Source organism: Nocardioides plantarum (genome assembly GCF_006346395.1).
Classification (GTDB): domain Bacteria; phylum Actinomycetota; class Actinomycetes; order Propionibacteriales; family Nocardioidaceae; genus Nocardioides; species Nocardioides plantarum.
The window spans coordinates 58,382-85,381 of sequence record NZ_VDMS01000004.1 but is presented as its reverse complement, the minus strand read 5'-3'; the positions used below and the strand labels follow the sequence as shown (position 1 = coordinate 85,381).

General features: G+C 71.6%; 28 protein-coding genes. 16 read left to right on the top strand and 12 right to left on the bottom strand.

The genetic code is table 11. The annotated features are described in order from the left end of the window. The 6 genes from pgl to tkt all read right to left on the bottom strand — a co-directional run bounded on the left by pgl (window position 1) and on the right by tkt (window position 8,136). Window positions 1-720 carry a 6-phosphogluconolactonase gene (gene pgl / locus FJQ56_RS16610; protein WP_140010716.1) on the bottom strand — a complete coding sequence of 240 codons (720 nt, stop codon included), beginning with the start codon at window positions 718-720 and terminating at the stop codon, window positions 1-3. Further along, a complete protein-coding gene (locus tag FJQ56_RS16605; RefSeq protein ID WP_140010715.1) occupies window positions 717-1,628 on the bottom strand; it encodes a glucose-6-phosphate dehydrogenase assembly protein OpcA in 912 nt (303 codons plus the stop codon). The genes pgl and FJQ56_RS16605 overlap by 4 nt, the downstream gene beginning before the upstream one ends. Before the next feature lies 1 nt (window position 1,629). Next, complete coding sequence (gene zwf, locus FJQ56_RS16600) at window positions 1,630-3,171, bottom strand: glucose-6-phosphate dehydrogenase (protein WP_140010714.1); 1,542 nt, start codon at window positions 3,169-3,171, stop codon at window positions 1,630-1,632. Beyond that, window positions 3,168-4,838: a glucose-6-phosphate isomerase gene (pgi, locus tag FJQ56_RS16595; RefSeq protein WP_140010713.1), complete on the bottom strand. Its 1,671-nt coding sequence runs from the start codon at window positions 4,836-4,838 to the stop codon at window positions 3,168-3,170. The genes zwf and pgi overlap by 4 nt, the downstream gene beginning before the upstream one ends. Then, window positions 4,835-5,950, bottom strand: a complete 1,116-nt coding sequence (tal, locus tag FJQ56_RS16590) for a transaldolase (RefSeq protein ID WP_140010712.1) — start codon at window positions 5,948-5,950, stop codon at window positions 4,835-4,837. Before tal ends, pgi begins: the two co-directional genes overlap by 4 nt. A 65-nt stretch (window positions 5,951-6,015) precedes the next feature. Beyond that, a complete protein-coding gene (tkt, locus tag FJQ56_RS16585; protein WP_140010711.1) occupies window positions 6,016-8,136 on the bottom strand; it encodes a transketolase in 2,121 nt (706 codons plus the stop codon). A 163-nt stretch (window positions 8,137-8,299) separates the two neighbouring features. Here tkt and FJQ56_RS16580 point away from each other — a divergent pair, with 163 nt between their 5' ends. Continuing rightward, the gene (locus tag FJQ56_RS16580; RefSeq protein ID WP_140010710.1) at window positions 8,300-9,247 is read left to right on the top strand and encodes a heme o synthase; all 948 of its coding nucleotides are present in this window, start codon (window positions 8,300-8,302) and stop codon (window positions 9,245-9,247) included. A 16-nt stretch (window positions 9,248-9,263) separates the two neighbouring features. Here the strand turns inward: FJQ56_RS16580 and FJQ56_RS16575 are convergent, their stop codons facing one another. The 3 genes from FJQ56_RS16575 to FJQ56_RS16565 are packed head-to-tail and all read right to left on the bottom strand — an operon-like array spanning window position 9,264 to window position 11,859. Then, window positions 9,264-10,163, bottom strand: coding sequence for a COX15/CtaA family protein (locus tag FJQ56_RS16575; protein WP_140010709.1), 900 nt, complete (start codon window positions 10,161-10,163; stop codon window positions 9,264-9,266). Next, window positions 10,154-10,906 carry an ABC transporter permease gene (locus FJQ56_RS16570; RefSeq protein ID WP_211351132.1) on the bottom strand — a complete coding sequence of 251 codons (753 nt, stop codon included), beginning with the start codon at window positions 10,904-10,906 and terminating at the stop codon, window positions 10,154-10,156. The genes FJQ56_RS16575 and FJQ56_RS16570 overlap by 10 nt, the downstream gene beginning before the upstream one ends. After that, window positions 10,903-11,859 carry an ABC transporter ATP-binding protein gene (locus FJQ56_RS16565; RefSeq protein ID WP_140010708.1) on the bottom strand — a complete coding sequence of 319 codons (957 nt, stop codon included), beginning with the start codon at window positions 11,857-11,859 and terminating at the stop codon, window positions 10,903-10,905. The genes FJQ56_RS16570 and FJQ56_RS16565 overlap by 4 nt, the downstream gene beginning before the upstream one ends. 86 nt (window positions 11,860-11,945) lie before the next feature. Between FJQ56_RS16565 and FJQ56_RS16560 the strand changes: the two genes are divergently transcribed. The 14 genes from FJQ56_RS16560 (at window position 11,946) to FJQ56_RS16495 (ending at window position 22,448) form a co-directional block, all read left to right on the top strand. Further along, a complete protein-coding gene (locus FJQ56_RS16560) occupies window positions 11,946-12,809 on the top strand; it encodes a M23 family metallopeptidase (RefSeq protein WP_140010707.1) in 864 nt (287 codons plus the stop codon). Window positions 12,810-12,827: 18 nt separating this feature from the next. After that, window positions 12,828-13,190, top strand: coding sequence for a hypothetical protein (locus FJQ56_RS16555; protein ID WP_140010706.1), 363 nt, complete (start codon window positions 12,828-12,830; stop codon window positions 13,188-13,190). Beyond that, entirely contained in the window at window positions 13,187-13,591 is a 405-nt protein-coding gene (locus FJQ56_RS16550) for a hypothetical protein (protein WP_211351125.1), read from the top strand. Before FJQ56_RS16555 ends, FJQ56_RS16550 begins: the two co-directional genes overlap by 4 nt. 48 nt (window positions 13,592-13,639) lie before the next feature. After that, on the top strand, window positions 13,640-14,341 hold the full coding sequence (locus tag FJQ56_RS16545) for a helix-turn-helix transcriptional regulator (RefSeq protein ID WP_140010704.1): 702 nt from the start codon (window positions 13,640-13,642) through the stop codon (window positions 14,339-14,341). Continuing rightward, window positions 14,338-15,756: a Fe-S cluster assembly protein SufB gene (gene sufB / locus FJQ56_RS16540; RefSeq protein ID WP_140010703.1), complete on the top strand. Its 1,419-nt coding sequence runs from the start codon at window positions 14,338-14,340 to the stop codon at window positions 15,754-15,756. Before FJQ56_RS16545 ends, sufB begins: the two co-directional genes overlap by 4 nt. 76 nt (window positions 15,757-15,832) lie before the next feature. Continuing rightward, window positions 15,833-17,017 (top strand): Fe-S cluster assembly protein SufD, encoded by a 1,185-nt coding sequence (sufD, locus tag FJQ56_RS16535; protein ID WP_342776473.1) that lies wholly within the window; start codon window positions 15,833-15,835, stop codon window positions 17,015-17,017. Further along, a complete protein-coding gene (locus tag FJQ56_RS16530) occupies window positions 17,017-17,352 on the top strand; it encodes a non-heme iron oxygenase ferredoxin subunit (RefSeq protein WP_140010701.1) in 336 nt (111 codons plus the stop codon). The genes sufD and FJQ56_RS16530 overlap by 1 nt, the downstream gene beginning before the upstream one ends. Further along, window positions 17,349-18,116, top strand: coding sequence for a Fe-S cluster assembly ATPase SufC (gene sufC / locus FJQ56_RS16525; protein WP_140010700.1), 768 nt, complete (start codon window positions 17,349-17,351; stop codon window positions 18,114-18,116). Before FJQ56_RS16530 ends, sufC begins: the two co-directional genes overlap by 4 nt. Before the next feature lies 1 nt (window position 18,117). Further along, complete coding sequence (locus tag FJQ56_RS16520) at window positions 18,118-19,413, top strand: cysteine desulfurase (RefSeq protein WP_140010699.1); 1,296 nt, start codon at window positions 18,118-18,120, stop codon at window positions 19,411-19,413. 3 nt (window positions 19,414-19,416) lie between these two features. After that, entirely contained in the window at window positions 19,417-19,863 is a 447-nt protein-coding gene (sufU, locus tag FJQ56_RS16515; RefSeq protein ID WP_140010698.1) for a Fe-S cluster assembly sulfur transfer protein SufU, read from the top strand. Further along, window positions 19,860-20,258 (top strand): metal-sulfur cluster assembly factor, encoded by a 399-nt coding sequence (locus FJQ56_RS16510; RefSeq protein ID WP_140010697.1) that lies wholly within the window; start codon window positions 19,860-19,862, stop codon window positions 20,256-20,258. The genes sufU and FJQ56_RS16510 overlap by 4 nt, the downstream gene beginning before the upstream one ends. Before the next feature lie 156 nt (window positions 20,259-20,414). Then, window positions 20,415-21,023: an acVLRF1 family peptidyl-tRNA hydrolase gene (locus tag FJQ56_RS16505; protein ID WP_140010696.1), complete on the top strand. Its 609-nt coding sequence runs from the start codon at window positions 20,415-20,417 to the stop codon at window positions 21,021-21,023. Beyond that, complete coding sequence (locus FJQ56_RS16500; protein ID WP_140010695.1) at window positions 21,020-21,529, top strand: metallophosphoesterase family protein; 510 nt, start codon at window positions 21,020-21,022, stop codon at window positions 21,527-21,529. The genes FJQ56_RS16505 and FJQ56_RS16500 overlap by 4 nt, the downstream gene beginning before the upstream one ends. A gap of 10 nt (window positions 21,530-21,539) precedes the next feature. After that, window positions 21,540-22,448: a phosphotransferase gene (locus FJQ56_RS16495; RefSeq protein WP_140010694.1), complete on the top strand. Its 909-nt coding sequence runs from the start codon at window positions 21,540-21,542 to the stop codon at window positions 22,446-22,448. Between the two features lie 49 nt (window positions 22,449-22,497). Here FJQ56_RS16495 and ypfJ read toward each other — a convergent pair whose 3' ends face one another. Then, complete coding sequence (gene ypfJ, locus FJQ56_RS16490; RefSeq protein ID WP_140010693.1) at window positions 22,498-23,409, bottom strand: KPN_02809 family neutral zinc metallopeptidase; 912 nt, start codon at window positions 23,407-23,409, stop codon at window positions 22,498-22,500. A 95-nt stretch (window positions 23,410-23,504) separates the two neighbouring features. Here ypfJ and FJQ56_RS16485 point away from each other — a divergent pair, with 95 nt between their 5' ends. Beyond that, complete coding sequence (locus tag FJQ56_RS16485) at window positions 23,505-25,103, top strand: ABC-F family ATP-binding cassette domain-containing protein (protein WP_140010692.1); 1,599 nt, start codon at window positions 23,505-23,507, stop codon at window positions 25,101-25,103. 119 nt (window positions 25,104-25,222) lie between these two features. On the opposite strand, the gene FJQ56_RS16480 is transcribed toward FJQ56_RS16485, so the two are convergent. Both FJQ56_RS16480 and FJQ56_RS16475 read right to left on the bottom strand, forming a co-directional pair. After that, a complete protein-coding gene (locus FJQ56_RS16480; RefSeq protein WP_140010691.1) occupies window positions 25,223-26,275 on the bottom strand; it encodes an S-adenosylmethionine:tRNA ribosyltransferase-isomerase in 1,053 nt (350 codons plus the stop codon). Beyond that, on the bottom strand, window positions 26,272-26,973 hold the full coding sequence (locus FJQ56_RS16475) for an SDR family NAD(P)-dependent oxidoreductase (protein WP_140010690.1): 702 nt from the start codon (window positions 26,971-26,973) through the stop codon (window positions 26,272-26,274). Before FJQ56_RS16475 ends, FJQ56_RS16480 begins: the two co-directional genes overlap by 4 nt. Window positions 26,974-27,000 lie beyond the last annotated feature (27 nt).

The following is a 27,000-nucleotide window of genomic DNA, read 5'->3' as shown; positions in this document are numbered from 1 at the left end:
TCAGAGCCGGGAGGCGGAGGCGCGGTCGAGCCACCAGAGGGTCTCGGTGGTCCCGACGACGCCGCGGGCGGGGGTCTCGGAGATGGAGCCGTCGTCGGCGAGGGCGCGCGCCACGGCCTCGGCCTTGCCCTCGCCGCTGGCGACGAACCAGACGGCGTCGGCACGGGCGAGAGCCTCGAAGGTGAGGGAGACCCGGGCGGGCGGCGGCTTGGGCGAGTCGGGTACGCCGACCGCGATGGCGTCCACGGCCTCGAGGGCCGGGTGGCCCGGGAACAGGGAAGCCACGTGGCCGTCGGGGCCGATCCCGAGCATCAGGACGTCGAAGCCGCCAGCCGCGTGCTCGCGCACGTCGCGGCCGTAGGCCTCGGCCGACTCGTCGACCGTCGCGACCTGGTCGGACGCCGGCGCCGAGTGCACCTGGGTGGCGCCGACGGCGTCGAGGAACGCGGCCCGCGCCTGGGCGACGTTGCGGTCGGGGGAGTCCTCGGCCACGAAGCGCTCGTCGCCGAACCAGACGCTGACGCGGGTCCAGTCGACGTCGGAGCCCGGGGACAGCCGGGCGAGCTCGCGGTGGATGGCCTCGGCGATGGAGCCGCCGGTCAGGCCGACGGTGGGCACCCCACCCGCGGACTGCAGGTCGGCGAGGCGGGACAGCAGCTCACCGGCCGCCGCCGTCGCCAGTGCGTCGGAGGAGTCGTGGACCTCGACCAGTGCGCTCACTTCTCGGCCTTCTTCGGGGTCAGCGACGTGATGGTGGCGGCGTAGACGTCGTCCTCGTCGAGACGGCGCAGCTCCTCGGCGAGCAGCTCGGGCAGCTTGCGGCGCTTGAGGGCGATCGGCCGGTCGGGCCGGTCCGGGGAGGTGAAGGTCGCGAGCCGTCCGTCGGATCGGGCGATCCGGATCGGACCCTGCTTGGTCTCCATGACGACCTCGGTGATGCCGGGTCCCTCGGAGCCGTGGCGGGTGACCTCGACCTTGAGCCGACGACGCAGCCAGGCTGCCAACAGGTCGGCGCTGGGGCTGACCCGCTCGGACGTGACGCTGGCCGAGGTGACCTTGAGCGGGTGCTGGTCGAGGCTGGCGGCGAGCAGCGCCCGCCACGGCGTGAGCCGGGTCCAGGCGAGGTCGGTGTTGCCGGCGACGTACGACGCGCACTGCGTCTCGAGGGCCTTGGTCTTGCCGCGGTGCACCTCGGCGGCGTCGGTGATCCGGCGCTTGGCGAGGGCACCGAGCGGGTCACCGGCCGGGTCGGCCGGCGGCTCGTGAGGCCACCAGATGGCGACCGGCGAGTCGGGCAGCAGCAGCGGCAGCACCACCGAGTCGGCGTGCTTGACCACCTCGCCCGTGAGGCGGATGATCGCAGCCTCGCCGCCCCAGCCGGCGCCGGTGCCGACCTGGGCGTTGACGACGGCCTTGCCGCGCGGGCTGCCGAGCACGACGCCCAGCACGCGGGCCGGGTGCTCGTGGGTGGCCTTGCGGGCGTTGGTCATCGCCTCCTCGGAGGAGGCCTCGTCGACGACCACGATGAGGGTCATCACCATGCCCATGGCGGGGGACCCGGCCCGCATCCGCGCGCGGACCAGCTCGGCCGCGATGGCCGAGGAGTTGGTATCGGTCAGCTCGATCATCTCAGGGTCGCCTCCAGACGCGTCCGTCGCGGGCCAGCATGGCGTCGGCCGACGCCGGGCCCCAGGTGCCGGGCGGGTAGGACTCGGGTTCGCCCTTGGCCGCCCAGCGCTCGAGGATCGGGTCGAGGATCTTCCAGGACAGCTCGACCTCCTCGTGGCGCGGGAAGAGCGGTGGGTCGCCGAGCAGGACGTCGAGGATCAGCCGCTCGTAGGCCTCGGGCGACGACTCGGTGAACGTGCCGCCGTAGGCGAAGTCCATGTTGACGTCGCGGATCTCCATCTGGGTGCCGGGCACCTTGGCCCCGAAGCGCAGGGTCATGCCCTCGTCGGGCTGGACCCGGATCACCAGCGCGTTCTGGGTGAGGTCCTCGACCGAGGTCGCGTTGAACGGCTGGTGGGGCGAGCGCTTGAAGACCACGGCCACCTCGGTGACACGTCGGCCCAGTCGCTTGCCGGTGCGCAGGTAGAACGGCACCCCAGCCCAGCGCCGGTTGTCGACGTGCAGGGTGATCGCGGCGAACGTCTCGGTGTGGGACGTCGGCGAGATGCCGTCCTCGTCGTGGAAGCCGGCGACCTTGGCGCCGCCGGCCCAGCCGGCGGCGTACTGGCCGCGGGCGGTCGCGACGTCGAGTCGAGGCGGCAGGCTGATCGAGGCGAGCAGCTTCTGCTTCTCGTGGCGCAGGTCCTCGGCCTCGAAGGTGGTCGGCTCCTCCATCGCCACCAGCGCCATCAGCTGGAGCAGGTGGTTCTGGATCACGTCACGCGCGGCGCCGATGCCGTCGTAGTAGCCGGCGCGGCCGCCGATGCCGACGTCCTCGGCCATCGTGATCTGGATGTGGTCGACGTAGTTGTTGTTCCAGAGCGGCTCGAACATGGTGTTGGCGAAGCGGGTCGCCAGGATGTTCTGGACCGTCTCCTTGCCGAGGTAGTGGTCGATCCGGAAGATCGAGGACGGCGCGAAGACCGCGTCGAGCTGGTCGTTGAGCACCCGCGCCGACGCGAGGTCGTGGCCGAACGGCTTCTCGATGACCACGCGCCGCCAGGCATCGCTGTCGGGGGCCGACTCGGCCAGCCCGTGCTCGCGCAGCTGTTGGGCGACCGTGCCGAACGCGCCGGGCGGGATGGCGAGGTAGAAGGCGTGGTTGCCGCCGGTGCCGCGGACCTCGTCGAGCTCCTCGATCGTGCGGCGCAGGCGTTCGAAGGCGTCGTCGTCGTCGAAGGACCCCGAGACGAACCGGAACCCCTCGGCGAGCTGGTTCCAGACCTCCTCGCGGAACTCGGTCCGGGCGTACTGCTTGACCGAGTCGTGCACGATCTGGGCGAAGTCCTGGTCGGCCCAGTCGCGCCGCGCGAAGCCGACGAGGCTGAAGCCGGGAGGCAGCAGCCCACGGTTGGCCAGGTCGTAGATCGCCGGCATGACCTTCTTGCGCGAGAGGTCTCCGGTGACGCCGAACAGCACCATGCCGCAGGGGCCGGCGATGCGGGGGAGGCGACGGTCCTGCGGGTCGCGCAGCGGATTGGCGCGCGTGGTCGAGCGGCTCATGCCCTGTGCTCCTGGTAGTAGCCGATGAGGGCGCGCGTCGAGGCGTCCTGCGCGGCGATGGCGGCGGTGTCACCGGCGATGGCGGGGCCGACCTCCTGGGCGAGCTTCTTGCCCAGCTCGACACCCCACTGGTCGAAGCTGTCGATGCCCCACACGACGCCCTGGGTGAACGTGACGTGCTCGTAGAGCGCGACCAGCTGTCCGAGCACCGACGGGGTCAGTGCCGGCGCCATGATCGAGGCGGTCGGGCGGTTGCCGGTGAAGACCCGGGCCGGTACCACCGCCTCGTCGGTGCCTTCGGCGCGGACCTCGTCGGCGGTCTTGCCGAAGGCCAGCGCGCGCGTCTGGGCCAGGAAGTTGGCCAGGAACAGCTCGTGCACGTCCTGGTCGCCGTCGGACAGCGGGTACGCCGGGGACGCGAACGCGATGAAGTCGGCCGGCACGAGGCGCGTGCCCTGGTGGATCAACTGGTAGAACGCGTGCTGGCCGTTGGTGCCCGGCTCGCCCCAGAAGATCTCGCCGGTGCCGGCGGTGACGGGCGTGCCGTCCCAGCGCACGCCCTTGCCGTTGGACTCCATGGTCAGCTGTTGGAGGTAGGCCGGGAACCGGTGCAGCAGCTGGGAGTAGGGAAGCACCGCATGGGTCTGGGAGCCCAGGAAGTCGGCGTACCAGACGTTGAGCAGGCCCATCAGGACCGGCACGTTGTCGGCCAGGGGCGTGGTGCGGAAGTGCTCGTCGACCGCGTGCATCCCGGCCAGCAGCTCGGTGAAGCGCTCGGGACCGATCGCGACGACCAGCGAGGTGCCGATGGCCGAGTCGAGCGAGTAGCGGCCGCCGACCCAGTCCCAGAACCCGAACGCGTTGGCCGGGTCGATGCCGAAGTCGGCGACCTTGTCGAGCGCGGTGGAGACCGCGACGAAGTGCTTCGCCACGGCGGTCTCGGCGTCGAACCCGTCGGTCCCGGCGAGCCCGTCGAGCAGCCACGCCTTGCACAGCCGTGCGTTGGTGAGCGTCTCGAGGGTGCCGAAGGTCTTGCTCGAGACGACGAACAGCGTCGTCGCGGGGTCGAGGTCGGCCAGGGTCGTGGCCGCGTCGGTCGGGTCGATGTTGCTGATGAAGCGGCACTCGAGGCCGGGCTGCCGGTAGGGCGCGAGCGCCTCGTAGGCCATCACCGGACCGAGGTCGGAGCCGCCGATGCCGATGTTGACCACGGTGCGGATGCGCTCACCGGTGACCCCGGTCCACCGACCGCTGCGCACGTCGTCGGCGAACGCGTAGACCCGCTGGAGGACCTCGTGGACGTCGGTGACGACGTCCTGACCGTCCACCTCCAGGTGTGCGTCGGACGGCAGCCGCAGGGCGGTGTGCAGGACGGCTCGGTCCTCGGTGGCGTTGACGTGGTCTCCGCGCAGCATCGCGTCGCGACGCTCCGCGAGGCCCACCTCGTCGGCCAGGGCGAGCAGGGCCGGGAGCACGTCACCCTCGATCAGCGCCTTGGACAGGTCGACGTGCAGGTCGGCCGCGGTGAACGTCAGTGCCCCGACCCGGTCGGGGTCGGCGGCGAACCAGCCCCGTAGATCGGGGGCGAAGGAGTCGGCGATCGTCCGGAGCCGGTCCCACGCGTCGGTGGTGGTCGCGTCGACGGGCGGGACGGGCGTGGGGCTCACTGCTTGGCCTTCTCCATCTGACCCTCGACGGTCTCGACGAGCTCGGTCCAGGACTTCTTGAACTTGTCGACGCCCTCGTCCTCGAGGGCGAGGAACACGTCGTCGAGGTCGATGCCGACGGCGCTGAGCCGGTCGAAGACCTCCTGGGCCTGCTGGCCCTTGCCGGTCACCTCGTCACCGGTGACCTCACCGTGGTCCTCGAAGGCCTCGAGGGTCTTCTCGGGCATCGTGTTGACGGTGTCGGCCACGACGAGGCCGGCGACGTAGAGGGTGTCGGGGTAGTCGGGGTTCTTGACCCCGGTCGAGGCCCAGAGCGGACGCTGCGCGTGCGCACCGACGTCGCTCAGCTGCTTCCAGCGGTCGCTGGCCAGCACCTCCTCGTAGGCGGCGTAGGCGATCTGGGCGTTGGCGATGGCGGCCTTGCCCTTGAGCGCGGCGGCGTCGGTCGAGCCGCCCTCGGCCAGGGCGTCGAGCCGCTTGTCGACCTCGGCGTCGACCCGGGAGATGAAGAACGACGCGACCGACTGGATGCGCCCGAGGTCGAGCCCGTTGTCGCGGGCGGCCTCGAGTCCGCTGAGGTAGGCGTCCATGACCTCGCGGTAGCGCTCGACCGAGAAGATGAGTGTGACGTTGACGCTGATGCCCTGGGCGATCGCCGCGGTGATGGCGGGCAGTCCCTCCTTGGTGGCGGGGATCTTGATGAGCACGTTGGACTTGTCGACCGCGGCCCACAGCGCCTGCGCCGAGGCGATGGTGCCCTCGGTGTCGTTGGCCAGCGTGGGCTCGACCTCGATGGAGACCCGGCCGTCCTGGCCGGTGGAGTCGGCGATCGGCGCGAGCACGTCGCAGGCGTTGCGGACGTCCTGGGTGGTGAGCTCGAAGATGACCCGGTCGACGGGCTCGCTGTCGGCGACGAGCTGGCGCACCTGCTCGTCGTAGCGCTCGCCGTCGGCGATGGCGGCGGCGAAGATCGTCGGGTTGGTGGTCACCCCGACGACCGACTTGCTCTTGACGAGCTCGGCGAGGTTGCCGCTCTCGATGCGCTCACGCGACAGGTCGTCGAGCCAGATGCTGACGCCTGCGTCGGCGAGCGCCTTCAGTCGGTCGGTCATGGTGTCCTCCTGGGATCGGGATGTGATCGGGGGTGGGGGTGGGGCTGGGCGGTGCCGGGTGGATCTCAGCCGGCGGCCGCGATGCTGTCCTTGGCGGCCTGGGCCACCGTCTCGCCGGTGATGCCGTACTCCTGGTAGATGCGCTCGTAGTCGGCCGAGGCGCCGTAGCGGTCGATGGAGACGATGCGTCCGGCGTCGCCGACGTAGTCGCGCCAGCCCTGCTTGACGCCGGCCTCGACCGAGACCCGCGCCTTGACCGTGGGCGGCAGGACGGAGTCGCGGTAGGACTGGTCCTGCGCCTCGAACCACTCGAAGCACGGCATCGAGACGACCCGGGCGGCGATGCCGTCGGCGGCCAGGAGCTCGCGCGCCGCGACCGCCACCTGCACCTCGGAGCCGGTGCCCAGCAGGACGACGTCGGGCGTGCCCTCGCCGCCCACCAGGACGTAGCCGCCCTTGGCGACGTCGTCGGTGCCAGCCCAGCCGTCGACCCCGCGGGGGAAGACCGGCACGTTCTGGCGGGTCAGCGCGAGGGCGGCCGGGCGGTCGGTGTGCTGCAGGACGGCGTGCCAGGCGGCGGCGGTCTCGTTGGCGTCGGCGGGGCGTACGACGTCGAGCCCGGGCATCGCGCGCAGCGCGGCGAGGTGCTCGATCGGCTGGTGGGTCGGGCCGTCCTCGCCGAGGCCGATGGAGTCGTGGGTCCACACGTAGGTGACGGGCAGCCCGCTCAGCGCCGCGACGCGCACCGCGCCGCGCATGTAGTCGGAGAACGTGAGGAAGGTGCCGCCGAAGACCCGGGTGAGGGTGTCGGCCGCGATGCCGTTCATGATCGCGCCCATGCCGTGCTCGCGGATGCCGAAGTGGAGCACCCGACCCTGGTAGGGGTCGGAGGTCCACTGCTCGGTCTTGCGCGAGGTCGGGACGAACGAGGGCGCGTCCTCGATGGTCGTGTTGTTGGACCCGGCGAGGTCGGCCGAGCCGCCCCACAGCTCGGGCATCAGGCCGGCGACGGCGTTGATGACCTTGCCGGACGCCGAGCGGGTCGCGACGCCCTTGGCGTCGGCCTCCCAGGTCGGCAGGGCCTGCTCGAGGCCCTCGGGCAGGGCCCGGGCCTTGAGCCGGTGGAGCAGCTCGGCCTTGTCGGGGTTGGCGGCCGACCAGGCGGCGTAGCGCTCGTCCCAGGCGGCGCCCAGGGCGGCACCGCGCTCGCCGAGGGCACGCGTGTGGGCCAGCACCTCGGCCGGGACCGGGAACTTCTCCTTCGGGTCGAAGCCCAGGACGACCTTGGTGGCCTCGACCTCGGCGTCGCCCAGCGCGCTGCCGTGGGACTTCTCGGTGCCCTGGGCGTGGGGTGCGGGCCAGGCGATGACCGTGTTGAGCACGATCAGCGACGGCTGGTCGGTGACCTCGTCGGCCGCCATCACCGCGGCGTAGAGCTCGGGCACGTCCTCGACGTAGTCGGTACCGCCGTTGGTCCAGTCGACGACCTGCACGTGCCAGCCGTAGGCCTCGTAGCGCTTCGCGACGTCCTCGGTGAAGGCGATGTCGGTGTCGCCCTCGATCGAGATGCGGTTGCGGTCGTAGATCATCGTCAGGTTGCCGAGCTCCTGGGTGCCGGCGATCGAGCTGGCCTCACCGCTGACGCCCTCCTCGAGGTCGCCGTCGGAGCAGATCGCGAACACGCGGTGGTCGAAGAGGCTCTCGCCGGGGGCGGCGTCGGGGTCGAGCATCCCGTGGATGCGGCGCCCGGACATGGCCATGCCGACGGCGTTGGCCACACCCTGGCCGAGCGGGCCGGTGGTGACCTCGACGCCGGCGGTGTGGCCGAGCTCAGGGTGGCCGGGGGTCTTGGAGCCCCACGTGCGCAGCGCCTCGATGTCGCTGAGCTCGAGTCCGAAGCCGCCGAGGAACAACTGTGTGTAGAGAGTGATGCTGGAGTGGCCGCACGACAGCACGAACCGGTCACGGGCGATCCACTGAGGATCGGCGGGGTCGTGCCGCATCACCTTCTGGAAGAGCAGGTAGGCCGCCGGCGCCAGGGCCATCGCGGTGCCGGGGTGGCCGTTGCCGACCTTCTGGACGGCGTCCATGGCCAGCACCCTGGCGGTGTCGACCGCCTTCTGGTCGAGGGCGGTCCAGTCGAGTGCGGGGGTGGTGCTCACGGGTCTCCTCAGGAGGGCGGACATGACGTTCCTCGGGCAATGCCGAGCCTACCCACGCCGAGCGTTAGAGTGACACCGCCTCGTCAGGTGTGGGACGCGCCCGGTCCACCGAGCACAATGACCACAGCACGACCACGGCGAGACCACAGCGAGACACATCGAGCACTCCCTAGTACTGAGGACGTCCGTGACCTACGTCGGCGAGTCGCGACCTGCGGTTCAGCAGCCTGATCCCGAGCCCGGGCCGGTCGGCCTGAGGGACGTCGTGGCGGCCTACGTGGGCCTGACCAAGCCCCGGGTGATCGAGCTGCTGCTCCTCACCACCGTGCCGGTGATGTTCTTCGCCGAGCGCGGCGTGCCCGGGCTCGAGCTCGTCCTGGCCACCGTCGTGGGCGGTGCCCTGTCCGCCGGCTCGGCCTCGGCCTACAACTGCGTCTACGACCGCGACATCGACGAGCAGATGCGGCGCACCCGCCGCCGCGCGCTGCCGCGGCACGTGGTGACCCCGACGTCGGCGCTGGTCTTCGCGACCGTGCTCATGGTGGTCTCGACAGTGGTCCTGTGGGCGTTCGTCAACCCGCTGTCGGCCGTGCTCTCGGTCTCGGCCAATGCCTTCTACGTCTTCGGCTACACCATCCTGCTCAAGCGGCGCACGACCCAGAACATCGTCTGGGGCGGCATTGCCGGCTGCTTCCCGGCCCTGATCGGCTGGACCGCGGTCACCGGCGAGCTCTCGTGGGTGCCGATCGTGCTCTTCGCGGTGGTCTTCTTCTGGACCCCGCCGCACACCTGGGCCCTGGCGCTGCGCTACCGCGAGGACTACGCCAACGTCGACGTGCCGATGCTGCCGGTCGTGCGACCCGCCGCCGAGGTCGGCCGCCAGATCGTCCTCTACAGCTGGGTCATGGTCGCGACCTCGCTGCTGCTGTGGCCGGTGGCCGGTACCGGCTTCGTCTACCCGGCGGTCGCGGCCGTGCTGGGCGGGGTGTTCCTGGTGCAGGCCCACCGGATGTGGAGCCGGGCCCGCGGCACCGAGGACCTGTCGGTCATCCAGCCGATGCGGCTGTTCCACCACAGCAACCTCTACCTGTCGCTGCTCTTCGTCGCCGTCGCGCTCGACCCGCTGCTCTTCTGAGCCGGGAGGCCCCGGGCTAGTGGGGCGCGGGCACCGCTTCGAGCGGGTGGTCCGCCGACGTCGTACGGGCCGGCAGGGCACACGCGAGCAGCGCCCAGGTGACCGCGGCCGAGGTCAGGGACGCACCGAGCAGGTGGAAGCCCACCAGCACCTCGGGCAGGTCGGTGAAGTACTGGACGAACCCGATCGTGCCCTGGGCGAGCTCGACCGCGAGGAGCACGGTGACCGCGCGGCGCGCCGTACCGGCGGCGAGCAGGAGCCCGACGGTCAGGCCGACGAGCAGGAAGACCCCGTCGGCGTGCAGCTGGCTGACCTGGACCGGGTCGAGGCCGTTGCGCTCGGTCTTCGCGTCACCGGCGTGGGGCCCGGCGCCGGTCACGACGGTGCCGAGGTAGAGCACGGCCCAGGCCGTGGCGAACGTGAGCCAGGCGAGGGTCGGCACGCGTCCACGGGTCCACGGCGCGGGGTCGTCGACCGGGTCGTCGAGGCGACGCAGGAACAGGACGGCGACGCCGATCATCGCCATGGACAGCATCAGGTGGAGGGCGACGAGCCAGGAGTTGAGGTCGGTGAGGACGGTGATGCCGCCCAGCACCGCCTGGGCGGGTACGCCGAGCGCGAGGACGAGCGCGAGCCGGCGCAGCGAGCGGCGTCCGGTCTGCCACGCGGCCACGAAGGTCGCGATGGCGATCGCGGTCAGCACGAAGGTCAGCATCCGGTTGCCGAACTCGATGGCACCGTGGAGCCCGAGGTCGCCGTGGGCACGGAACGACTCGTCGGTGCACCGGGGCCAGGTCGGGCAGCCGAGGCCGGAGCCGGTCAGCCGCACGGCGCCGCCGGTGACGACGATGGCGATGTTGGCGACCAGTGACGCCCAGCCGAGAGGGCGCACGAGGCGCGCCAGGTCTACTCCCACGAGAAGGTCCTTGCGGTCAGGGTGGCGCCGACGGCGGTCCAGCCGGCCAGGACGAGCAGGTCGCGCCAGGCGACGTCGGCCGAGCCGAGGGCGGCGCGCATCGCCTCGCCCAGGGCGCCGGACGGCAGCCAGGTGACGACGTCGCCGAAGGAACCGTAGGCCGAGGCGGGCAGCACCACGGCGCCGCCGGCCATCAGCAGCAGGTAGACGAGGTTGGCAGCGGCGAGGGTGGCCTCGGCGCGCAGCGCGCCGGCCACGAACAGCCCGAGCGAGGCGAAGGCGGCGGTGCCGAGCACGACGGTGAGCAGGAGGCCGGCGACGGACACCGACGGCTCCCAGCCCAGGGCGAGGGCCACGGCGCCGATGACGAGGACCTGCAGGACCTCGACCGCCAGCAGGGCGAGCACCTTGCCGGACAGCAGGCCGGTCCGGGACAGCGGGGAGGTGCCCAGCCGCTTGATGACGCCGTAGCGACGCTCGAAGCCGGTCGCGATCGCCAGCGCCGTGAACGAGGTCGACATGACCGCCAGGGCCAGCACGCCGGGCGCGAACGTGTCGACGTCGTAGGACAGGTCGATCCGCTCGGCGCCGCGGACGCCGCCGATCAGCACGATCACGGGGATCACCACGGCCAGCAGCAGCTGCTCGCCGTTGCGCAGCATCAGGCGCGTCTCCATGGAGGCCTGCGCGAGGACCTGGCGCAGCACGGGGGCCGCGCCGGGCGCGGGGGTGAAGGTGCTCACGGCGTGGCTCCGTGGACGGGCAGGGGTGCGGCGGACGTGGTGAGCTCGAGGAAGACGTCCTCGAGGTTGCGCTGGCCCAGCGTCAGCGACTCGGGCAGCACGCGGTTGTCCTCGCACCAGCGCGAGACCTTGGCCAGCGTCGAGGCGTCGGCCGGGCCGGTGACCAGCAGGCTGACGGGGTCGAGCTGGGTGACCTCGGTGCCTGGCCCGAGGGTCACCGCGAGGGACGCGGGGGACTCGGGCGGGAACGGCTCGGTGACGACCAGCCGGATGGTTGCCACGGAGCCACCGCGGGTCAGCTCGAGGGGGCTGCCCGAGGCGACCAGCGTGCCCTTGTCGAGGATGTGGACCCGGTCGGCCAGCCGCTCGGCCTCGTCCATGTAGTGGGTGGTCAGCACGACCGTCACGCCGTCGGTGCGCAGCTCCTCGAGCAGCTCCCAGACGTCGCGGCGCACGGCGGGGTCGAGCCCGGCGGTCGGCTCGTCGACGAAGACGAGCTCGGGGCGCCCGACGATCGCCATCGCGAGCCCGAGCCGCTGCTGCTGGCCACCCGAGAGCCGGCGGTACGTCGTACGGCCGCAGTCGGCCAGGCCGAGCCGCTCCACGAGCAGCTCGACGGGGACCGGGTGGGCGTGCAGACGGGAGACGTGACGCAGCATCTCGACCGCGCGGACGCCGCCCCAGGCTCCGCCGCCCTGCAGCATCACGCCGATGCGCGGCAGCAGCCGGCGGCGGTCGCGGACCGGGTCGAGCCCGAGCACCCGCACCGAGCCCTGCTGCGGGCGGCGGTAGCCCTCGCAGGTCTCGAGGGTGGTGGTCTTGCCGGCGCCGTTGGGGCCCAGGACCGCGGTGATGGTGTGGGGCTCGACGCCGAGGCTGAGCCCGTCGACGGCCACCTTGTCGCCGTAGCGCATCACCAGGCCGTCGACGACGACGGCGGGATCGGTGGGCACCTCCAAAGTGTAGAGAGGCATGGGGTTATCCCTTGGCATCGGGCCGAGCCGTTGCCACGCGTCGACGCGGACCCGAAGGTGGAGTCATGTGCGACGCCACCGCGACCCCACCGCCCCCGGCCGCCCTCCACCGACGCGGCCTGATGCGGGCCGTCGTCGCGATCGCTGGCGTCGGGCTCGCCGTCCGGGCAGTGAGCGGGGGAGCCGCGCAGGCCGCGGACGTCTACCACCCGTTCACCGGCTACCCCGTGACGCAGACCTGGGCCGAGCACCGGGCCAACGGGTCGCTGGGCGGCATCGACTTCGCCATGGCCGTCGGCACCGCCCTCCCGGCGGCCGGGGCCGGCACGATCACCAACATCCCCGACAACGGCACGGGCGGTCACACCGTGACCATCACCCATGCCGACGGCTGGAAGACCCAGTACATGCACCTGTCGTCCTTCTCATGCGCCGACGGGGAGTCCGTGGCCCAGGGGGCGACTGTCGGCCTGTCGGGCGGCGCCGCCGGGGCGCCCGGCTCGGGCAGCTCGACCGGCCCGCACGTGCACTGGCACATGACCAGCCCGGGCGGCACGCGCACCGACCCGCTGACCCAGGTCGGCTCCGGCTCCGGTGGGGGCGGGCTGGCCAAGACGACCACCAGCGAGACCGGTGAGCCCGGCCCGGTCTTCTGGAGCCGCGTCCAGAACGCGATGCGCATCGAGGAGGGCTACGACGGCCCGATCGACGGCGTCCCGGGGACCAACACCTACGCGGCCCTGCAGCGCTACCTGGCCGCCCATCACGGCTACACCGGGCCCGCGGACGGCGACCTCGGCACCAACTCCTACGTCGCGCTCCAACGCCTGGCCGCCGCCCACGGCTACACCGGCCCTGTCGACGGCGCGATGGGTCCGAACTCGTGGCGCGGCGTCGCCCGTTGGGTCAACGCCGACGCCTACGACTGACGTCCCTACGATGACTGCGTGACCGACTGGCTGACCGCGACGCTCCTCGTCGTCGCTGCCGCGGCCGGGATCGTCGTCGCGGTCCTGCTGGCTCGCGACGAGCCGGCCCAGGACCGCACCTTCGTGCTGCTCGGGGTCGTCGAGGTCGTGGTGCTCGTCCAGCTCGTCTACGGCGTCGTCGCGCTGAGCGGCACCGATCGCGACGTGTCGGGCGTGCTCTTCGTGAGCTACCTGGTCGGCAACCTGCTCGCGCTGCCGATCGGGGTGTTCTGGTCGCTCGCCGAGCGCACCCGCGCCGGCACCGCCGTGCTCCTGGTCGCGATCCTCACCGTGGTCGCACTCCAGCTGCGCCTCGAGACGATCTGGGGTGGGGTGGCGTGAGCGAGCGGGTGGAGCTCTCGTCGGGGCCCGGGCGGGTCCTGGTCTTCGTCTACGGCGTGTTCGCGGTGGCGGCGACCGGTCGCTCGCTGGTCCAGCTGGGCACCGACGCGGGCAAGGCCCCGTTCGCCTATTCGCTGTCGCTGGTCGCGGCCGTCATCTACCTCGTCGCGACCACCTGCCTGCTGCTCGGCGGTCGGCGCGCCTGGACGGTCGCGGTGGTCTCCTGCGTCGTCGAGCTGCTCGGCGTGCTCACGATCGGCGTGCTGTCCTACGTCGACACCGAGCTGTTCCCCGACAAGACCGTCTGGTCCCACTTCGGACAGGGCTACGGCTTTCTGCCGCTGGTGCTGCCGTTCCTCGGGCTGGCGTGGCTGCGGGCCACCCGTGCGCCACGTCACTAAGGGCAACCTTGCTTGAAGTGCCGCGATCAATATAGGCACACTGGCGTTGTGGAATTCACCGGGACGGACGTGACGACGCGCCAGCGCGTCGCCCGGTCGATCCTCGTCGATGGCGCCTCGACCGCCGCGGCGCTGGCGGTGCGGCTCGACCTGACGCCGGCCGCCGTACGCCGTCACCTCGACCAGCTCCTCGAGGAGGGCCACGTGCTCGCGCGTGACGCCCGCCAGACCGGCAGCCGCGGCCGCGGCCGTCCCGCCAAGGAGTTTGTGCTCACCGAGACCGGGCGCGACCTCTTCGACCAGCAGTACGACGACCTGGCGCTCGACGCGCTCAGGTTCCTCGACGAGACCGGCGGCGACCCGGCCGTGCGGGCGTTCGCGAAGCGCCGCGCGGCGTTCGTCGAGGACCGGTTCGGCACCGTCATGGCCGAGCGCCCCGACCTCGGACCGGCACAGGTGCTGGCCCAGGTGTTCTCCGACGAGGGCTACGCGGCCACGGTGCGCACCTCACCGGCGGGGGAGCAGCTGTGCCAGCAGCACTGCCCCGTGTCCCACGTCGCCCACGAGTTCCCCCAGCTGTGCGAGGAGGAGACCGCGGCGATCAGCCGCGTGCTCGACCGCCACGTGCAGCGCCTGGCCACCATCGCCCACGGCGACGGCGTCTGCACCACCTGCATCCCCGATGCCGTCTCGACAAGCCCGACCACCGACGCAGGCTCGACCACCGACACAAGGAAGGTCACCACATGACCTCGATCGAAGACCTCAACCCCGAGCTCAAGGGCATCGGCCGCTACGACTTCGGCTGGGCCGACACCGACGTGGCCGGAGCCGGGGCCCAGCGCGGGCTCAGCGAGGACGTCGTGCGCAACATCTCGGCGCTCAAGAACGAGCCGCAGTGGATGCTCGACCAGCGCCTCAAGGGCCTCAAGCTCTTCCACCGCAAGCCCATGCCGACCTGGGGCTCCGACCTCGGCGGCATCGACTTCGACAACATCAAGTACTTCGTGCGCTCCTCGGAGAAGCAGGCCGCGACGTGGGACGATCTCCCCGAGGAGATCAAGAACACCTACGACAAGCTCGGCATCCCCGAGGCCGAGAAGCAGCGCCTCGTGTCCGGCGTCGCCGCGCAGTACGAGTCCGAGGTCGTCTACCACTCGATCCGCGAGGACCTCGAGGAGCAGGGCGTGCTCTTCCTCGACACCGACACCGCGCTGCGCGAGCAGCCCGAGCTGTTCCGCGAGTACTTCGGCACCGTCATCCCCGTCGGTGACAACAAGTTCTCCGCGCTCAACACCTCGGTGTGGTCCGGTGGCTCGTTCATCTACGTGCCCAAGGGCGTCCACGTCGACATCCCGCTGCAGGCCTACTTCCGGATCAACACCGAGAACATGGGTCAGTTCGAGCGCACCCTGATCATCGTCGACGAGGACGCCTACGTGCACTACGTCGAGGGCTGCACCGCGCCGATCTACTCGTCCGACTCGCTGCACTCCGCGGTCGTCGAGATCATCGTCAAGAAGGGCGGCCGCTGCCGCTACACGACCATCCAGAACTGGTCCAACAACGTCTACAACCTCGTCACCAAGCGCGCGACCTGCGAGGCCGGCGCGACGATGGAGTGGGTCGACGGCAACATCGGCTCCAAGGTGACGATGAAGTACCCCGCCATCTACCTGATGGGCGAGCACGCCAAGGGCGAGACGCTCTCGATCGCGTTCGCCGGCGAGGGCCAGCACCAGGACGCCGGCGCCAAGATGGTCCACGCCGCGCCCAACACCTCGTCCTCGATCCTGTCGAAGTCGGTGGCCCGCGGCGGCGGCCGCACCTCCTACCGCGGCCTGATCCAGGTCAACGAGGGCGCGCACGGCTCGAAGTCCAACGTGCTCTGCGACGCGCTGCTCGTCGACCAGATCTCGCGCTCCGACACCTACCCCTACGTCGACATCCGCGAGGACGACGTCTCGATGGGCCACGAGGCCTCGGTCTCCAAGGTCAGCGACGACCAGCTCTTCTACCTGATGTCGCGCGGCATGGAGCAGGACGAGGCCATGGCGATGATCGTGCGCGGCTTCGTCGAGCCGATCGCCAAGGAGCTCCCCATGGAGTACGCCCTCGAGCTCAACCGGCTCATCGAGCTGCAGATGGAAGGCGCGGTCGGCTAGCACCGACCGACCCCACCCACCTCGTCGGTCGAGCTTGTCGAGACCACCCAACGCTAGGAAGACAAACGCAGTGACTGTGACCGATGCTGCCCGCGAGAGCGTGGCGTCGAGCCTGGAGCAGAAGGACGGACACCTGTCCTTCTCGCACCTCAACCCGCCGCCGTCCTACGACCTCGGTGACCACCCCCTGCCCACCGGGCGTGAGGAGGTCTGGCGCTTCACCCCGCTCAAGCGACTTCGCGGCCTGCTCGACGGCACCCCGTCGGACGCCCACCTCACCTGGGACACCGCGCTGCCCGCGGGCGTCACGCTCAGCGAGATCTCGGCCGAGCAGGCGCGTGAGCTCGGCGAGCTCGCGCCCAACGACCGGCCCTCGGCCCTGGCCGTCTCGCTGGGCGGTGGCGCGATGCTCCTCGACGTACCCGCCGACGTCGAGCTCGACGAGCCCGTCGTCCTGCGGCTGCACGGCGAGAGCGTCGACGACCTCGTCTACGGGCACCTGGTGCTGCGCGTCGGACGCTTCTCCAAGGCCACGATCGTGCTGGTCCACTCCGGCAGCGCGCGCTACACCGCGACCACCTCGGTGCTCGTCGGCGACGGCGCGCAGGTCAACGTCGTCTCGCTCCAGGACTGGGACGACGACGCCGTGCACCTGGGGCGCGACGCCATCCTCGTGGGGCGCGACGCCACCGTGCGGCACACCTCGGTGTCCTTCGGCGGCAACGTCGTGCGCATGCACGCCAACGTCGAGTACGCCGCCCCCGGCGGCTCGGCCGAGCTGCTCGGCCTCTACTTCGCCGACGCCGGCCAGCACCTCGAGCACCGGCTCTTCGCCGACCACAACCAGCCCCGCACCAAGAGCAACGTCCTCTACAAGGGCGCGCTCCAGGGGCAGGGCGCCCACACGGTGTGGATCGGCAACGTGCTCATCCGCCAGGTCGCCGAGGGCATCGAGACCTACGAGGAGAACCGCAACCTGGTGCTCACCGACGGCTGCCAGGCCGACTCGGTGCCCAACCTCGAGATCGAGACCGGTGAGATCGAGGGTGCCGGTCACGCCTCGGCCACCGCGCGCTTCGACGACGAGCAGCTGTTCTACCTGCGCTCGCGCGGCGTCTCCGAGAAGGAGGCCCGTCGACTGGTGCTGCACGGCTTCTTCCAGGACCTCATCCGCAAGGTCGGCGTCCCGGAGATCGAGGAGCGGCTGACGTCCACCGTCGAGGCCGAGCTCGCCAAGAACGTCCTGAAGGACCTCGGGTAGTGGCCTTCCTGCTCGCGTGCGCGCCGTCCGACGTCCCTGCCGACGAGGCCCTCGGGGTCTCCCTCGGCGAGCTCGACGTCGCCATCGCCCGCGACGGCGACCAGTTCTACGCCCTGCAGGACCTCTGCAGCCACGCCTCGGTCTCCCTCAGCGAGGGCGAGGTCGAGGACTGCGCGATCGAGTGCTGGCTGCACGGCTCCCGCTTCGACCTCCGCACGGGCAAGCCGACCGGCCTGCCCGCCACCGAACCCGTCGCGACCTTCCCTGTCGAGGTCCGCGACGACGGTGTCTACGTCGACACCGCCACCACCCTGAACGGAGTTGTTCCCGCATGAGCACGCTGGAGATCAAGGACCTGCACGTCTCGGTCACGACCGACGACGGCCCCAAGGAGATCCTCAAGGGCGTCACGCTGACCATCAAGGACGGCGAGACCCACGCGATCATGGGGCCCAACGGCTCCGGGAAGTCCACGTTGGCCTACTCGATCGCGGGCCACCCCAAGTACGACGTCACCGGGGGCACCGTCACGCTCGACGGCGCAGACGTGCTGGCCATGACGGTCGACGAGCGCGCGCGGGCCGGGATGTTCCTGGCCATGCAGTACCCCGTCGAGGTCCCCGGCGTGTCGGTGTCCAACTTCCTGCGCACGGCCAAGACGGCCATCGACGGCGAGGCCCCCAAGCTCCGCACCTGGGTCAAGGACGTCAACAAGGCGCTCGGCGACCTCGACCTCGACCCGACCTTCGGGCAGCGCTCGGTCAACGAGGGGTTCTCCGGCGGCGAGAAGAAGCGGCACGAGATCGCCCAGCTCGAGCTGCTCGACCCCAAGGTCGCGATCCTCGACGAGACCGACTCCGGCCTCGACATCGACGCGCTCAAGGTCGTCTCCGAGGGGGTCAACCGGTTCCGTGCCCGCGAGGGCAAGGGTCTGCTGCTCATCACCCACTACACCCGCATCCTGCGCTACATCGAGCCCGACCACGTGCACGTGTTCGTGGCCGGCCGGGTGGCCGAGTCCGGTGGCCCCGAGCTGGCCGAGGAGCTCGAGGCCAACGGCTACGAGCGCTTCCTCACGGCTGCGCCGGCGACGGTCTGACATGACGACGCTGTCGACGCACCACGCCGCCCTCGTGGGCCTGCTCCCCGAGCTGGAGATGGTCCGTGCGGACTTCCCCATCCTCGAGCGGACGGTCGCCAACGGGTTGCCGCTGGTCTACCTCGACAGCGCCAACACCTCGCAGAAGCCGCAGGTCGTCATCGACGCGATGGTCGACCACCTCGAGCGCCACAACGCCAACATCGCCCGCGCCATGCACACGCTGGGTGCGGAGTCGACCGAGGCGTTCGAGGCGGCCCGCGACAAGGTCGCGGCCTTCCTCGGCGCACCGAGCCGCGACGAGGTGATCTTCACCAAGAACGCCTCCGAGGCGCTCAACCTGGTCGCCCACACGCTGGCCTGGAAGGGCCCGCGGCAGGTCGGGCCGGGTGACGAGATCGTGATCACCGAGATGGAGCACCACTCCAACATCGTGCCGTGGCAGCTGCTCACCGAGCGCACCGGCGCGACCCTGCGGTGGTTCGGGCTGACCGACGACGGCCACCTCGACCTGTCCGGCATCGACTCGCTGATCACCGAGCGGACCAAGGTCGTCTCCTTCACGTGGGTCTCCAACATGCTCGGCACCATCAACCCGGTCGCCGAGCTGACCCGTCGCGCCCACGAGGTCGGGGCGATCGTCGTCGTCGACGCCTCCCAGGCCGCACCCCAGCTGCCGATCGACCTGGCCGCGATGGCGCCCGAGGAGCGTCCCGACGTCGTGGTGTTCACCGGCCACAAGGTCGTGGGCCCCACCGGCATCGGCGTGCTCTGGGGCCGCGCCGGGCTCCTGGCCGAGCTGCCGCCGTTCCTCGGGGGAGGCGAGATGATCGAGACCGTGACGATGGCGCGCTCGACGTACGCCCCGATCCCGCACAAGTTCGAGGCCGGCACCCCGCCGATCGTCGAGGCCGTCGGTCTCGGCGCGGCGGTCGACTACCTCGGACACCTGGGCCTCGACGTCGTGCGCGACCACGAGCACGCCATCACCGCCTATGCCCTCGAGGGGCTGGCCACGGTCCCCGGTCTCACGGTCGTCGGGCCGCTCGACGCTGCGCAGCGCGGGGGAGCGATCTCGTTCGAGATCGACGGCGTCCACCCCCACGACGTGGCGCAGGTCCTCGACTCGCGCGGCATCGCCGTACGCGCCGGGCACCACTGCGCCAAGCCGGCCCACGCCCGTTTCGGTGTGCAGAGCACGACGCGCATGTCGTCCTACCTCTACACGACGCCCGGGGAGATCGACGCCCTGGTCGAGGCGCTGGAATACACCCGCTCCTACTTCAAGTTGGATTGAGCGATGTCCGAACTCGATGCGCTCTACCAGGAGATCATCCTGGACCACTACAAGAACCCCCACCACGCCGGTCTGCGCGACCCCTTCGAGGCCGAGGTGCACCACGTCAACCCGACCTGCGGCGACGAGGTGACCCTGCGGGTCCACGTCGCCGACGGCGTCGTCTCCGACGTGTCCTACGACGCGGTGGGCTGCTCGATCTCGCAGGCCTCCGCCTCGGTGATGGCCGACCTGGTGATCGGCAAGCCCGTCGACCAGGCCATGGCCATCCACGAGAGCTTCCTCACCCTGATGCAGGGCAAGGGCCAGGTCGTGCCCGACGAGGACGTCCTCGAGGACGGCATCGCCTTCGCCGGCGTCGCCAAGTTCCCCGCGCGCGTGAAGTGCGCACTACTGTCGTGGATGGCCTGGAAAGACGCCACCGCCCAATCCCTGGAGTCCCCGTCATGACTGCCCTTCCCGATCACTCCGACCTGCCCGACGTCCCCGAGGCGACCGGCAGCGTCCCGCCCGTCCCGTCGGGTGGTGGCACCGCCACCGTCACCAAGGACGACGTCACCGAGGCGATGAAGGACGTCGTCGACCCCGAGCTCGGCATCAACGTCGTCGACCTCGGCCTGGTCTACGACCTGCACCTCGACGACAGCTCCAACCTGGTCATCGACATGACGCTCACCTCCGCGGCCTGCCCGCTGACCGACGTCATCCAGGACCAGACCAACGCCGCCCTCGAGGGCCTGGTCAACGACGTCGCCATCAACTGGGTCTGGATGCCGCCGTGGGGTCCCGACAAGATCACCGACGACGGTCGCGAGCAGCTGCGCGCGCTGGGCTTCAACGTCTGAGCCGAGGCTCCACGAGCGCAGCGAGTGGAGGCTCGACGCGAAGAGATCGAGGGAGCCTCGCGGCTGAGCCTGCGAAGCCGCGACAGGCGGCTCGAGATCTGCCGCAGGGACAGGTCGAGCCGAGCGGTAGCTGCGGGGAGTGAGTAGGTTCGTCTGGTGCCCCTCGTCCTCGTGCCCACCGCTCGCTGGGCGCGCTGGGTCGAGAACTTCGAGCGCAGCCACGGCCCCACGTCGTACGCCGTCGCGGGCGGCGCACTGACCGGCGCGGCCGACGACGCCTCCACCCTCACCGCCCGCCTGCCGTTCGGGGCGTCGTACGACGGGGAGGCGGCGGCCGATGCGCTGGCCGCCGCGGCGAGCACGCCGGACGACTGGGGCGTGCTGCTGGTGCGCAAGGGCGGGTTCGCGATGGCGCGGCTCGCCGGGACGAGCCTGGGGGAGTCCAAGACCGGGCGGCGCCACGTGCAGGGGCGCACCAAGGCCGGGGGACAGTCGCAGCAGCGGTTCGCGCGACGCCGCGACAACCAGGCGCGCCAGGCCTACGAGGCCGCCGCCGACCATGCGGCCCGGATCCTCGGCGGGCTGCGCGGCCCGCTGGTCACCGGAGGGGACCACGGCGCGGTCGAGGAGGTCCTCGAAGACCCGCGGCTGCGGGGCGTCGTCCCGGTGCCGCCCTGGCTCGCCGTCCCCGACCCGCGGCGCGGCGTGCTCGAGCAGGCCGTCGCCGACGCCCAGGCCCTCCAGGTCGAGGTCGTCAACGCGTGACCCGCGTCCTGGTCATCGCCGACACGCACCTGCCCAAGCGGGCCCGCGACCTGCCCGCCGAGGTGTGGGAGCAGGTCGACGAGGCCGACGTCGTCGTGCACGCCGGCGACTGGGTCGACCTGGCCACGCTCGACCGCCTCGAGGAGCGCGCCACCCGGGTCGTCGGCGTGGTCGGCAACAACGACGGCCCCGACCTGCGGGCCCGGCTGCCCGAGGTCGCGACGGTCGAGCTCGGGGGCGTCCGGTTCGCCGTCGTGCACGAGACCGGCGGTCGGCAGGGGCGCGAGCAGCGCTGCGAGGCGGCGTACCCCGAGGCCGACGTGCTGCTCTTCGGCCACAGCCACATCCCGTGGGACACCACGACCCCGCGCGGGCTGCGGCTGCTCAACCCGGGGTCGCCGACCGACCGACGGCGCCAGCCGCACTGCACCTACCTGACGCTCACCGCGCACGACGCCGCGCTGAGCGACGTCCGGCTCCACCGTCTGGCACCCCGGGTCCAGTAGCGTCCGGGGCATGTGGGAGCCCGACCCGGGGTGGCACGCCCTGCCCCGAGGGGCCGGTGTGTCCACCGTCGGCGTGTGGCGGACGTCGTACGGCGACCAGCCCGTGGTCGTCAAACGGCTCGGCGCACCGGCACGAGACGACCCGGCCGAGCTGTCGGACCGCACGCACGTCGCCTACTGGCGGCGCGAGGCCGACGTGCTCGACACCGGGATCGCCCTGTCCACCGCGGGGCTGCGCGCGGTGAGCGCCGCGGTCGACGAGGACGACACCGGCATCACCATCACCCGCGAGTGGGTCGAGGACGCCGCGCTCAGCGGGCTGTTCGTGGCCGTGGCACTCGGCCGGTTCGCAGGCAGCGACCTCGCGCGGCCCCGCTTCCTCACCACCGACCAGCTACGGCGGCGCCTGGCCCGTACCCAGCACCTCGCGGGCGGATGGCCGACCCTGGCCCGCACCACCGCAGCCGACGTCGCCGACCACCTGTGGAGCCGGCGCGAGGAGTTCCTGTCGCTGCTCGACGCCCTGCCGCAGGTGCCGCAGCACGGCGACCCGTCGCACGACAACGTGCCCGGCCGGTCCGGCGACGAGGCGGTCGCCATCGACTGGGCGACCCTCGGGGTCGGACCCGTCGGCGGCGACCTCGGCTACTTCTCGCTCTCGACCCGCGAGGAGTTCGAGCCGCTCCTCGACGCCTACCTGATGGGCCTGCCCGACGGTGTCGCCGCGCCCGACGACGTCCTGCTCGGGGCCCGGATCACGGCTGTCTTCACGGCGTTCGGCCGGGCCGAGTGGGCGCTGGCCCGTGTTGCCGGGGGTGAGGGGGCGCTGGCTGGCAAGTACCGGCACCCGTCCGTGGCGCCGTACCTGCGGGCGCTGCAGCGCCAGTCGGCCCACGTCGAGGCGTTGCTCGGCTGGTAGGCCTCGCCCGGGCGCCGTGAATCCGAGCGCGGTGGACAGTGCGGGAGGTCTACAGCGACGTCGCCGCGAACGTGTCGCAGTCCTGGAGCGATCCGCCGTCGTAGCCGACCTTGAACCACCGCACGCGCTGCTCGGAGGACCCATGGGTCCACCCCTCCCGGTCCACGCGGCCGCTCGTGGTCTTCTGGATCTGGTCGTCCCCGACCGTCTTGGCCGCACTGACGGCCTCGTCGATGTCAGCGCCGTCGATCGACTCGAAGATCCGGGTGCCGGACTCGTCGGTGGTGGTCGCGGCGCCGCGCGTCCACATCCCCGCGTAGCAGTCGGCCTGCAGCTCGAGCCGCACGGCGTCGCTGTCCGCACCCTGCTGCGAGCGCACTCGCGACATCGTGCCCAGCAGGTTCTGGATGTGGTGGCCGTACTCGTGGGCCAGGACGTACGGCTCCACGAAGTCGCCGCCGGTCCCGCCCAGCTGGTCCTCCAGGACGGTCTCGAAGAACGTGGAGTCCAGATAGATGACGCGGTCACCCGGGCAGTAGAAGGGACCTGTCGCAGCGCTCGCCGCACCACAACCGCCCGTCGTGACGCTGTCGGTGAACGTGACGACCTCGGTGGGCGCGAACTCCGTCCTCGCCTGCTCCGGCAGAGCACCGCTCCAGTAGCTGCGGAGCGAGACCTCCACGGCCCGGCGTGCACAGTCGGACGACTCGTTGGCGTCCGCCCCGGTCTGGCACTCGGCGTATCGATCCGAGTCGGTCGCCGGGCCGTTCGTCTGGGCGCCGTTGTCGGAGAAGACCTGGATGGCGATGAAGACGATCACGATGATCGTGCCGATCACGCCACCGCCGCCCGCAACCCCACCCGGGAGTGACATCCCGCCGCCGCGGCCTCCACCGCCCGAGCCACGTCCGGCATCGCCGACCCGGCCGGTGTCCAGGCGGGCCTTGGGGTTGAAGCGCATGGCCCGCAATCTAGGCCATGTGTGCCGTGCCTCTCACCCTGCGACGGGCCCACGATGGGGTGAGAGCGCCGCTGGCTCCTTAGACTCGACGCACCATGATCAGCGCACACCAGCTCGAGGTCCGGGCCGGTGCCCGGCTCCTGATGGCCGACGTCACCTTCCGGGTCGCCGCCGGCGACAAGGTCGGACTCGTCGGTCGCAACGGCGCCGGCAAGACGACGCTCACCAAGATCCTCTCCGGCGAGGCCCAGCCCGCTGCCGGGTCGGTGACGCGCACCGGCGAGGTCGGCTACCTGCCGCAGGACCCCCGCACTGGTGACCCCGAGGTCATCGCCCGCGAGCGCATCCTGTCGGCCCGCGGCCTCGACGACGTCGTACGCCGGATGCGCGAGGCCGAGGAGCTGATGGGGTCCGAGGACCCCAAGCAGCGCGAGAAGGGCATGAAGCGCTACACCCGCGCCACCGACGAGATGCAGGCCGGCGGTGGCTACGCGGCCGAGTCCGAGGCCGCCACGATCGCGGCGTCGCTCGGCATCGAGGAGCGCATCCTCAGCCAGCCGCTCAAGACGCTCTCGGGCGGCCAGCGCCGCCGGGTCGAGCTGGCCCGCATCCTGTTCTCCGACGCCGAGGTGCTGATCCTCGACGAGCCGACCAACCACCTCGACGCCGACTCGATCGTGTGGCTGCGCGACTTCCTCAAGCAGCACCGCGGCGGGTTCATCGTGATCAGCCACGACAACGCGCTGCTCGAGGAGACCGTCAACAAGGTCTTCCATCTCGACGCCAACCGCGGGGTCATCGACCTCTACAACATGGGCTGGAAGCTCTACCTGACCCAGCGCGAGACCGACGAGAAGCGCCGCAAGCGTGAGCGGTCCAACGCCGAGAACAAGGCCAAGACGCTCACCGACCAGGCCAACCGGATGCGAGCCAAGGCCTCGAAGGCCGTGGCCGCCCAGTCGATGCTCAAGCGCGCCGACAAGATCATGGCGGGCCTGGAGGGCGAGCGTGCGGCCGACAAGGTCGCCAAGATCAAGTTCCCCTCGCCGGCCCCGTGCGGCAAGACCCCGCTCACGGCCAAGGAGCTGTCGAAGTCCTACGGCTCGCTCGAGGTGTTCACCGACGTCGACCTGGCCATCGACCGCGGCTCGCGGGTCGTCATCCTCGGCCTCAACGGGGCCGGCAAGACCACGCTGCTGCGCATCCTGGGCGGCGTCGACCAGTCCGACACCGGCGAGGTCGTCCCCGGCCACGGGCTCAAGCTGGGCTACTACGCCCAGGAGCACGAGACCCTCGACACCTCCCGCACGGTGCTCGAGAACATGCAGACCGCCGCCCCGCAGCTCACCGACACCGAGGCGCGATCGGTCCTCGGCTCGTTCCTGTTCTCCGGCGACGACGCGGCCAAGCCCGCCTCGGTGCTCTCCGGCGGCGAGAAGACCCGCCTGGCCCTGGCCTCGCTCGTCGTCTCGAGCGCCAACGTGCTGCTCCTCGACGAGCCCACCAACAACCTCGACCCGGCCTCCCGCGAGGAGGTGCTGGCCGCCATCCGCACCTACGAGGGCGCCATCATCCTGGTCACCCACGACGAGGGCGCCGTCCGCGCGCTCGAGCCCGACCGGGTGCTGCTCCTCCCCGACGGCGACGAGGACCTCTGGAACGAGAGCTACGCCGACCTGGTGTCGCTGGCGTAGCCGGTGCGGCACGCGTTGGGAGATTCACCGCCTAGGTGGTGAAACTCCCGCCGCTATGACGAAGTTTCGTAGCAGAGCCACGAGATTCACCACCTCAGCGGTGAATTTCCCAACGGGTGTCACGGCAGGAACAACCCCGCGTCCCCGAACTCGTGCCACAGGTAGCCGCCTGCCACCGCCTCGTCGTACGCCGCTTGCGTGAGGTCGCGACCGGCCACGGCCTCGACCAGCAGCAGGTGCGAGGCGGCCGGGTCGTGCCAGCCGGTGACCAGGCCGGTGACGACGCGTGGCGGGTCGGCGGGGGTGACCACCTGCTCGGTCCACCCGGCCCGGGCGACCACCCGGCCGTCGGGGGCGACAGCCGACTCCAGGGCCCGCGTCACCGTCGTGCCGACGGCGACCACGCGCCCGCCGCCGGCCCGGACCGCGTTGACGACGCGCGCCGTGGTGTCGGTGACCTCGAAGCGCTCGGGCTGGGGTGCCTCGCCGGCCTCCTGCGAGGAGACCCCGGTGTGCAGCGTGACCGGGGCGACGCCGATGCCGCGGGAGACCAGACGGGTGACGAGGTCGGGGGTGAACGGCCGGGCCGCCGACGGCATCTCGGCCGAGCCGGGACGCACCCCGAAGATGGTCTGGTAGTCCACCAGTGGATAGGTGCGGTCCAGGTAGCCGTAGGAGATGGGGCGTCCGTGCCGCGCCATCGTCCGGGCCAGGTCGCCGGTGACCCGCGCCCGCCACAGCCGGTTGCCGTCGCGGGCGGGCGACGAGCCGTCGCGCGGGTGGGCCTCGAGGAGGTCGAGGGTCGCCCCCGACAGCGTCAGCCGGTCGCCTGGCTGGGCGTCGAGCACGGGTAGGGCGGCGGCGGGTGCGGTGCGCACCTCGATCACCCACGTGCCGTCGTCGAGCGGCGCGGCCGCGTGCACCACCACGGCGCCGTGCCGCGTCGAGCGGGCGTCGGCCTGCCCGGCCACGGTGGCGCTGTCGTTGACGACGACGAGGTCGCCGGCATGGAGGTGGTCGGCCAGGTCGTGGAACGCGGCGTGGGTCACCCCGGTGGGCCGGGCGACGAGGAGCCGGGTCGCGTCGCGCCGGGAGCCGCGGGCCTCGGCGGGGGCCGGCGCGAAGGCCGGGGCGGTGAAGGTGGTCGTCGGGACCTCGGTCAGCGTCGTCACGCCGGGGCCCCGACGACCCTGGGAAGCTCGGCGTACGCGGCCGCCCTGTAGCGGCCTGACGGCGGCCGCGCGGCCAGCAGCGCCCGCAGTGCCGGCACCACCGACGCGGGCTCCGGCCGGTCGGAGATGTCCTCGTCGGGGAAGGCGTCCTGGTGCATCGCCGTCCGCATGTCGCCGGGGTCGACGGCGTACGTCGTCACCCCCTCCTCGACGCCCATCGTCAGGACCAGGCGGTCGAGCGCGGCCTTGCCGGCGGCGTACGGTCCCCAGGTCTCGTAGTGCTCGACGGCGGCGTCGCTGGACAGCGCGACGACGACGCCGCCGGCGGCACGAAGCTGGGGGAGCACCAGCGCGGTCAGCGCGACCGGTGCGGCGGCGTCGACCAGCCAGGTCTCGAGCAGGTCGTCGGTCGTCGTCTCGCGCAGCGGCCGGAGGGGGAGCGGACCCAGGGTGCTGGCGTTGTGGACGAGGAGGTCGAGCCGGCCCAGCCATCCGACCTCGCGGGCCAGGTCGGCGCGGTGGGCCGGGTCGGCGACGTCGCCGGCCACGGGTACGACGGCCTCGAGCCCCGCCACCGCGGCGGCGAGGCGCGCCGGGTCGCGGCCGTCGGTGACGACGGTCCAACCTTCCCGGCTGAGGGAGTGGACGAGCGCGCGGCCGAGTCCGGCCGAGCCTCCGGTGATGAGTGCGACGGGCATACCGTCCTCCTGCGTGGTGGGTGTCGT

What these genes read in the sequence shown, in the direction of transcription:
- FJQ56_RS16605 (WP_140010715.1), bottom strand. Translation starts at nt 1,628, where the DNA reads ATGATCGAGCTGACCGATACCAACTCCTCGGCCATCGCGGCCGAGCTG.
- zwf (WP_140010714.1), bottom strand. Translation starts at nt 3,171, where the DNA reads ATGAGCCGCTCGACCACGCGCGCCAATCCGCTGCGCGACCCGCAGGAC.
- tal (WP_140010712.1), bottom strand. Translation starts at nt 5,950, where the DNA reads ATGACCGACCGACTGAAGGCGCTCGCCGACGCAGGCGTCAGCATCTGG.
- tkt (WP_140010711.1), bottom strand. Translation starts at nt 8,136, where the DNA reads ATGTCCGCCCTCCTGAGGAGACCCGTGAGCACCACCCCCGCACTCGAC.
- FJQ56_RS16560 (WP_140010707.1), top strand. Translation starts at nt 11,946, where the DNA reads ATGTGCGACGCCACCGCGACCCCACCGCCCCCGGCCGCCCTCCACCGA.
- sufB (WP_140010703.1), top strand. Translation starts at nt 14,338, where the DNA reads ATGACCTCGATCGAAGACCTCAACCCCGAGCTCAAGGGCATCGGCCGC.
- sufC (WP_140010700.1), top strand. Translation starts at nt 17,349, where the DNA reads ATGAGCACGCTGGAGATCAAGGACCTGCACGTCTCGGTCACGACCGAC.
- FJQ56_RS16520 (WP_140010699.1), top strand. Translation starts at nt 18,118, where the DNA reads ATGACGACGCTGTCGACGCACCACGCCGCCCTCGTGGGCCTGCTCCCC.
- sufU (WP_140010698.1), top strand. Translation starts at nt 19,417, where the DNA reads ATGTCCGAACTCGATGCGCTCTACCAGGAGATCATCCTGGACCACTAC.
- FJQ56_RS16510 (WP_140010697.1), top strand. Translation starts at nt 19,860, where the DNA reads ATGACTGCCCTTCCCGATCACTCCGACCTGCCCGACGTCCCCGAGGCG.
- FJQ56_RS16495 (WP_140010694.1), top strand. Translation starts at nt 21,540, where the DNA reads ATGTGGGAGCCCGACCCGGGGTGGCACGCCCTGCCCCGAGGGGCCGGT.
- ypfJ (WP_140010693.1), bottom strand. Translation starts at nt 23,409, where the DNA reads ATGCGCTTCAACCCCAAGGCCCGCCTGGACACCGGCCGGGTCGGCGAT.
- FJQ56_RS16485 (WP_140010692.1), top strand. Translation starts at nt 23,505, where the DNA reads ATGATCAGCGCACACCAGCTCGAGGTCCGGGCCGGTGCCCGGCTCCTG.
- FJQ56_RS16475 (WP_140010690.1), bottom strand. Translation starts at nt 26,973, where the DNA reads ATGCCCGTCGCACTCATCACCGGAGGCTCGGCCGGACTCGGCCGCGCG.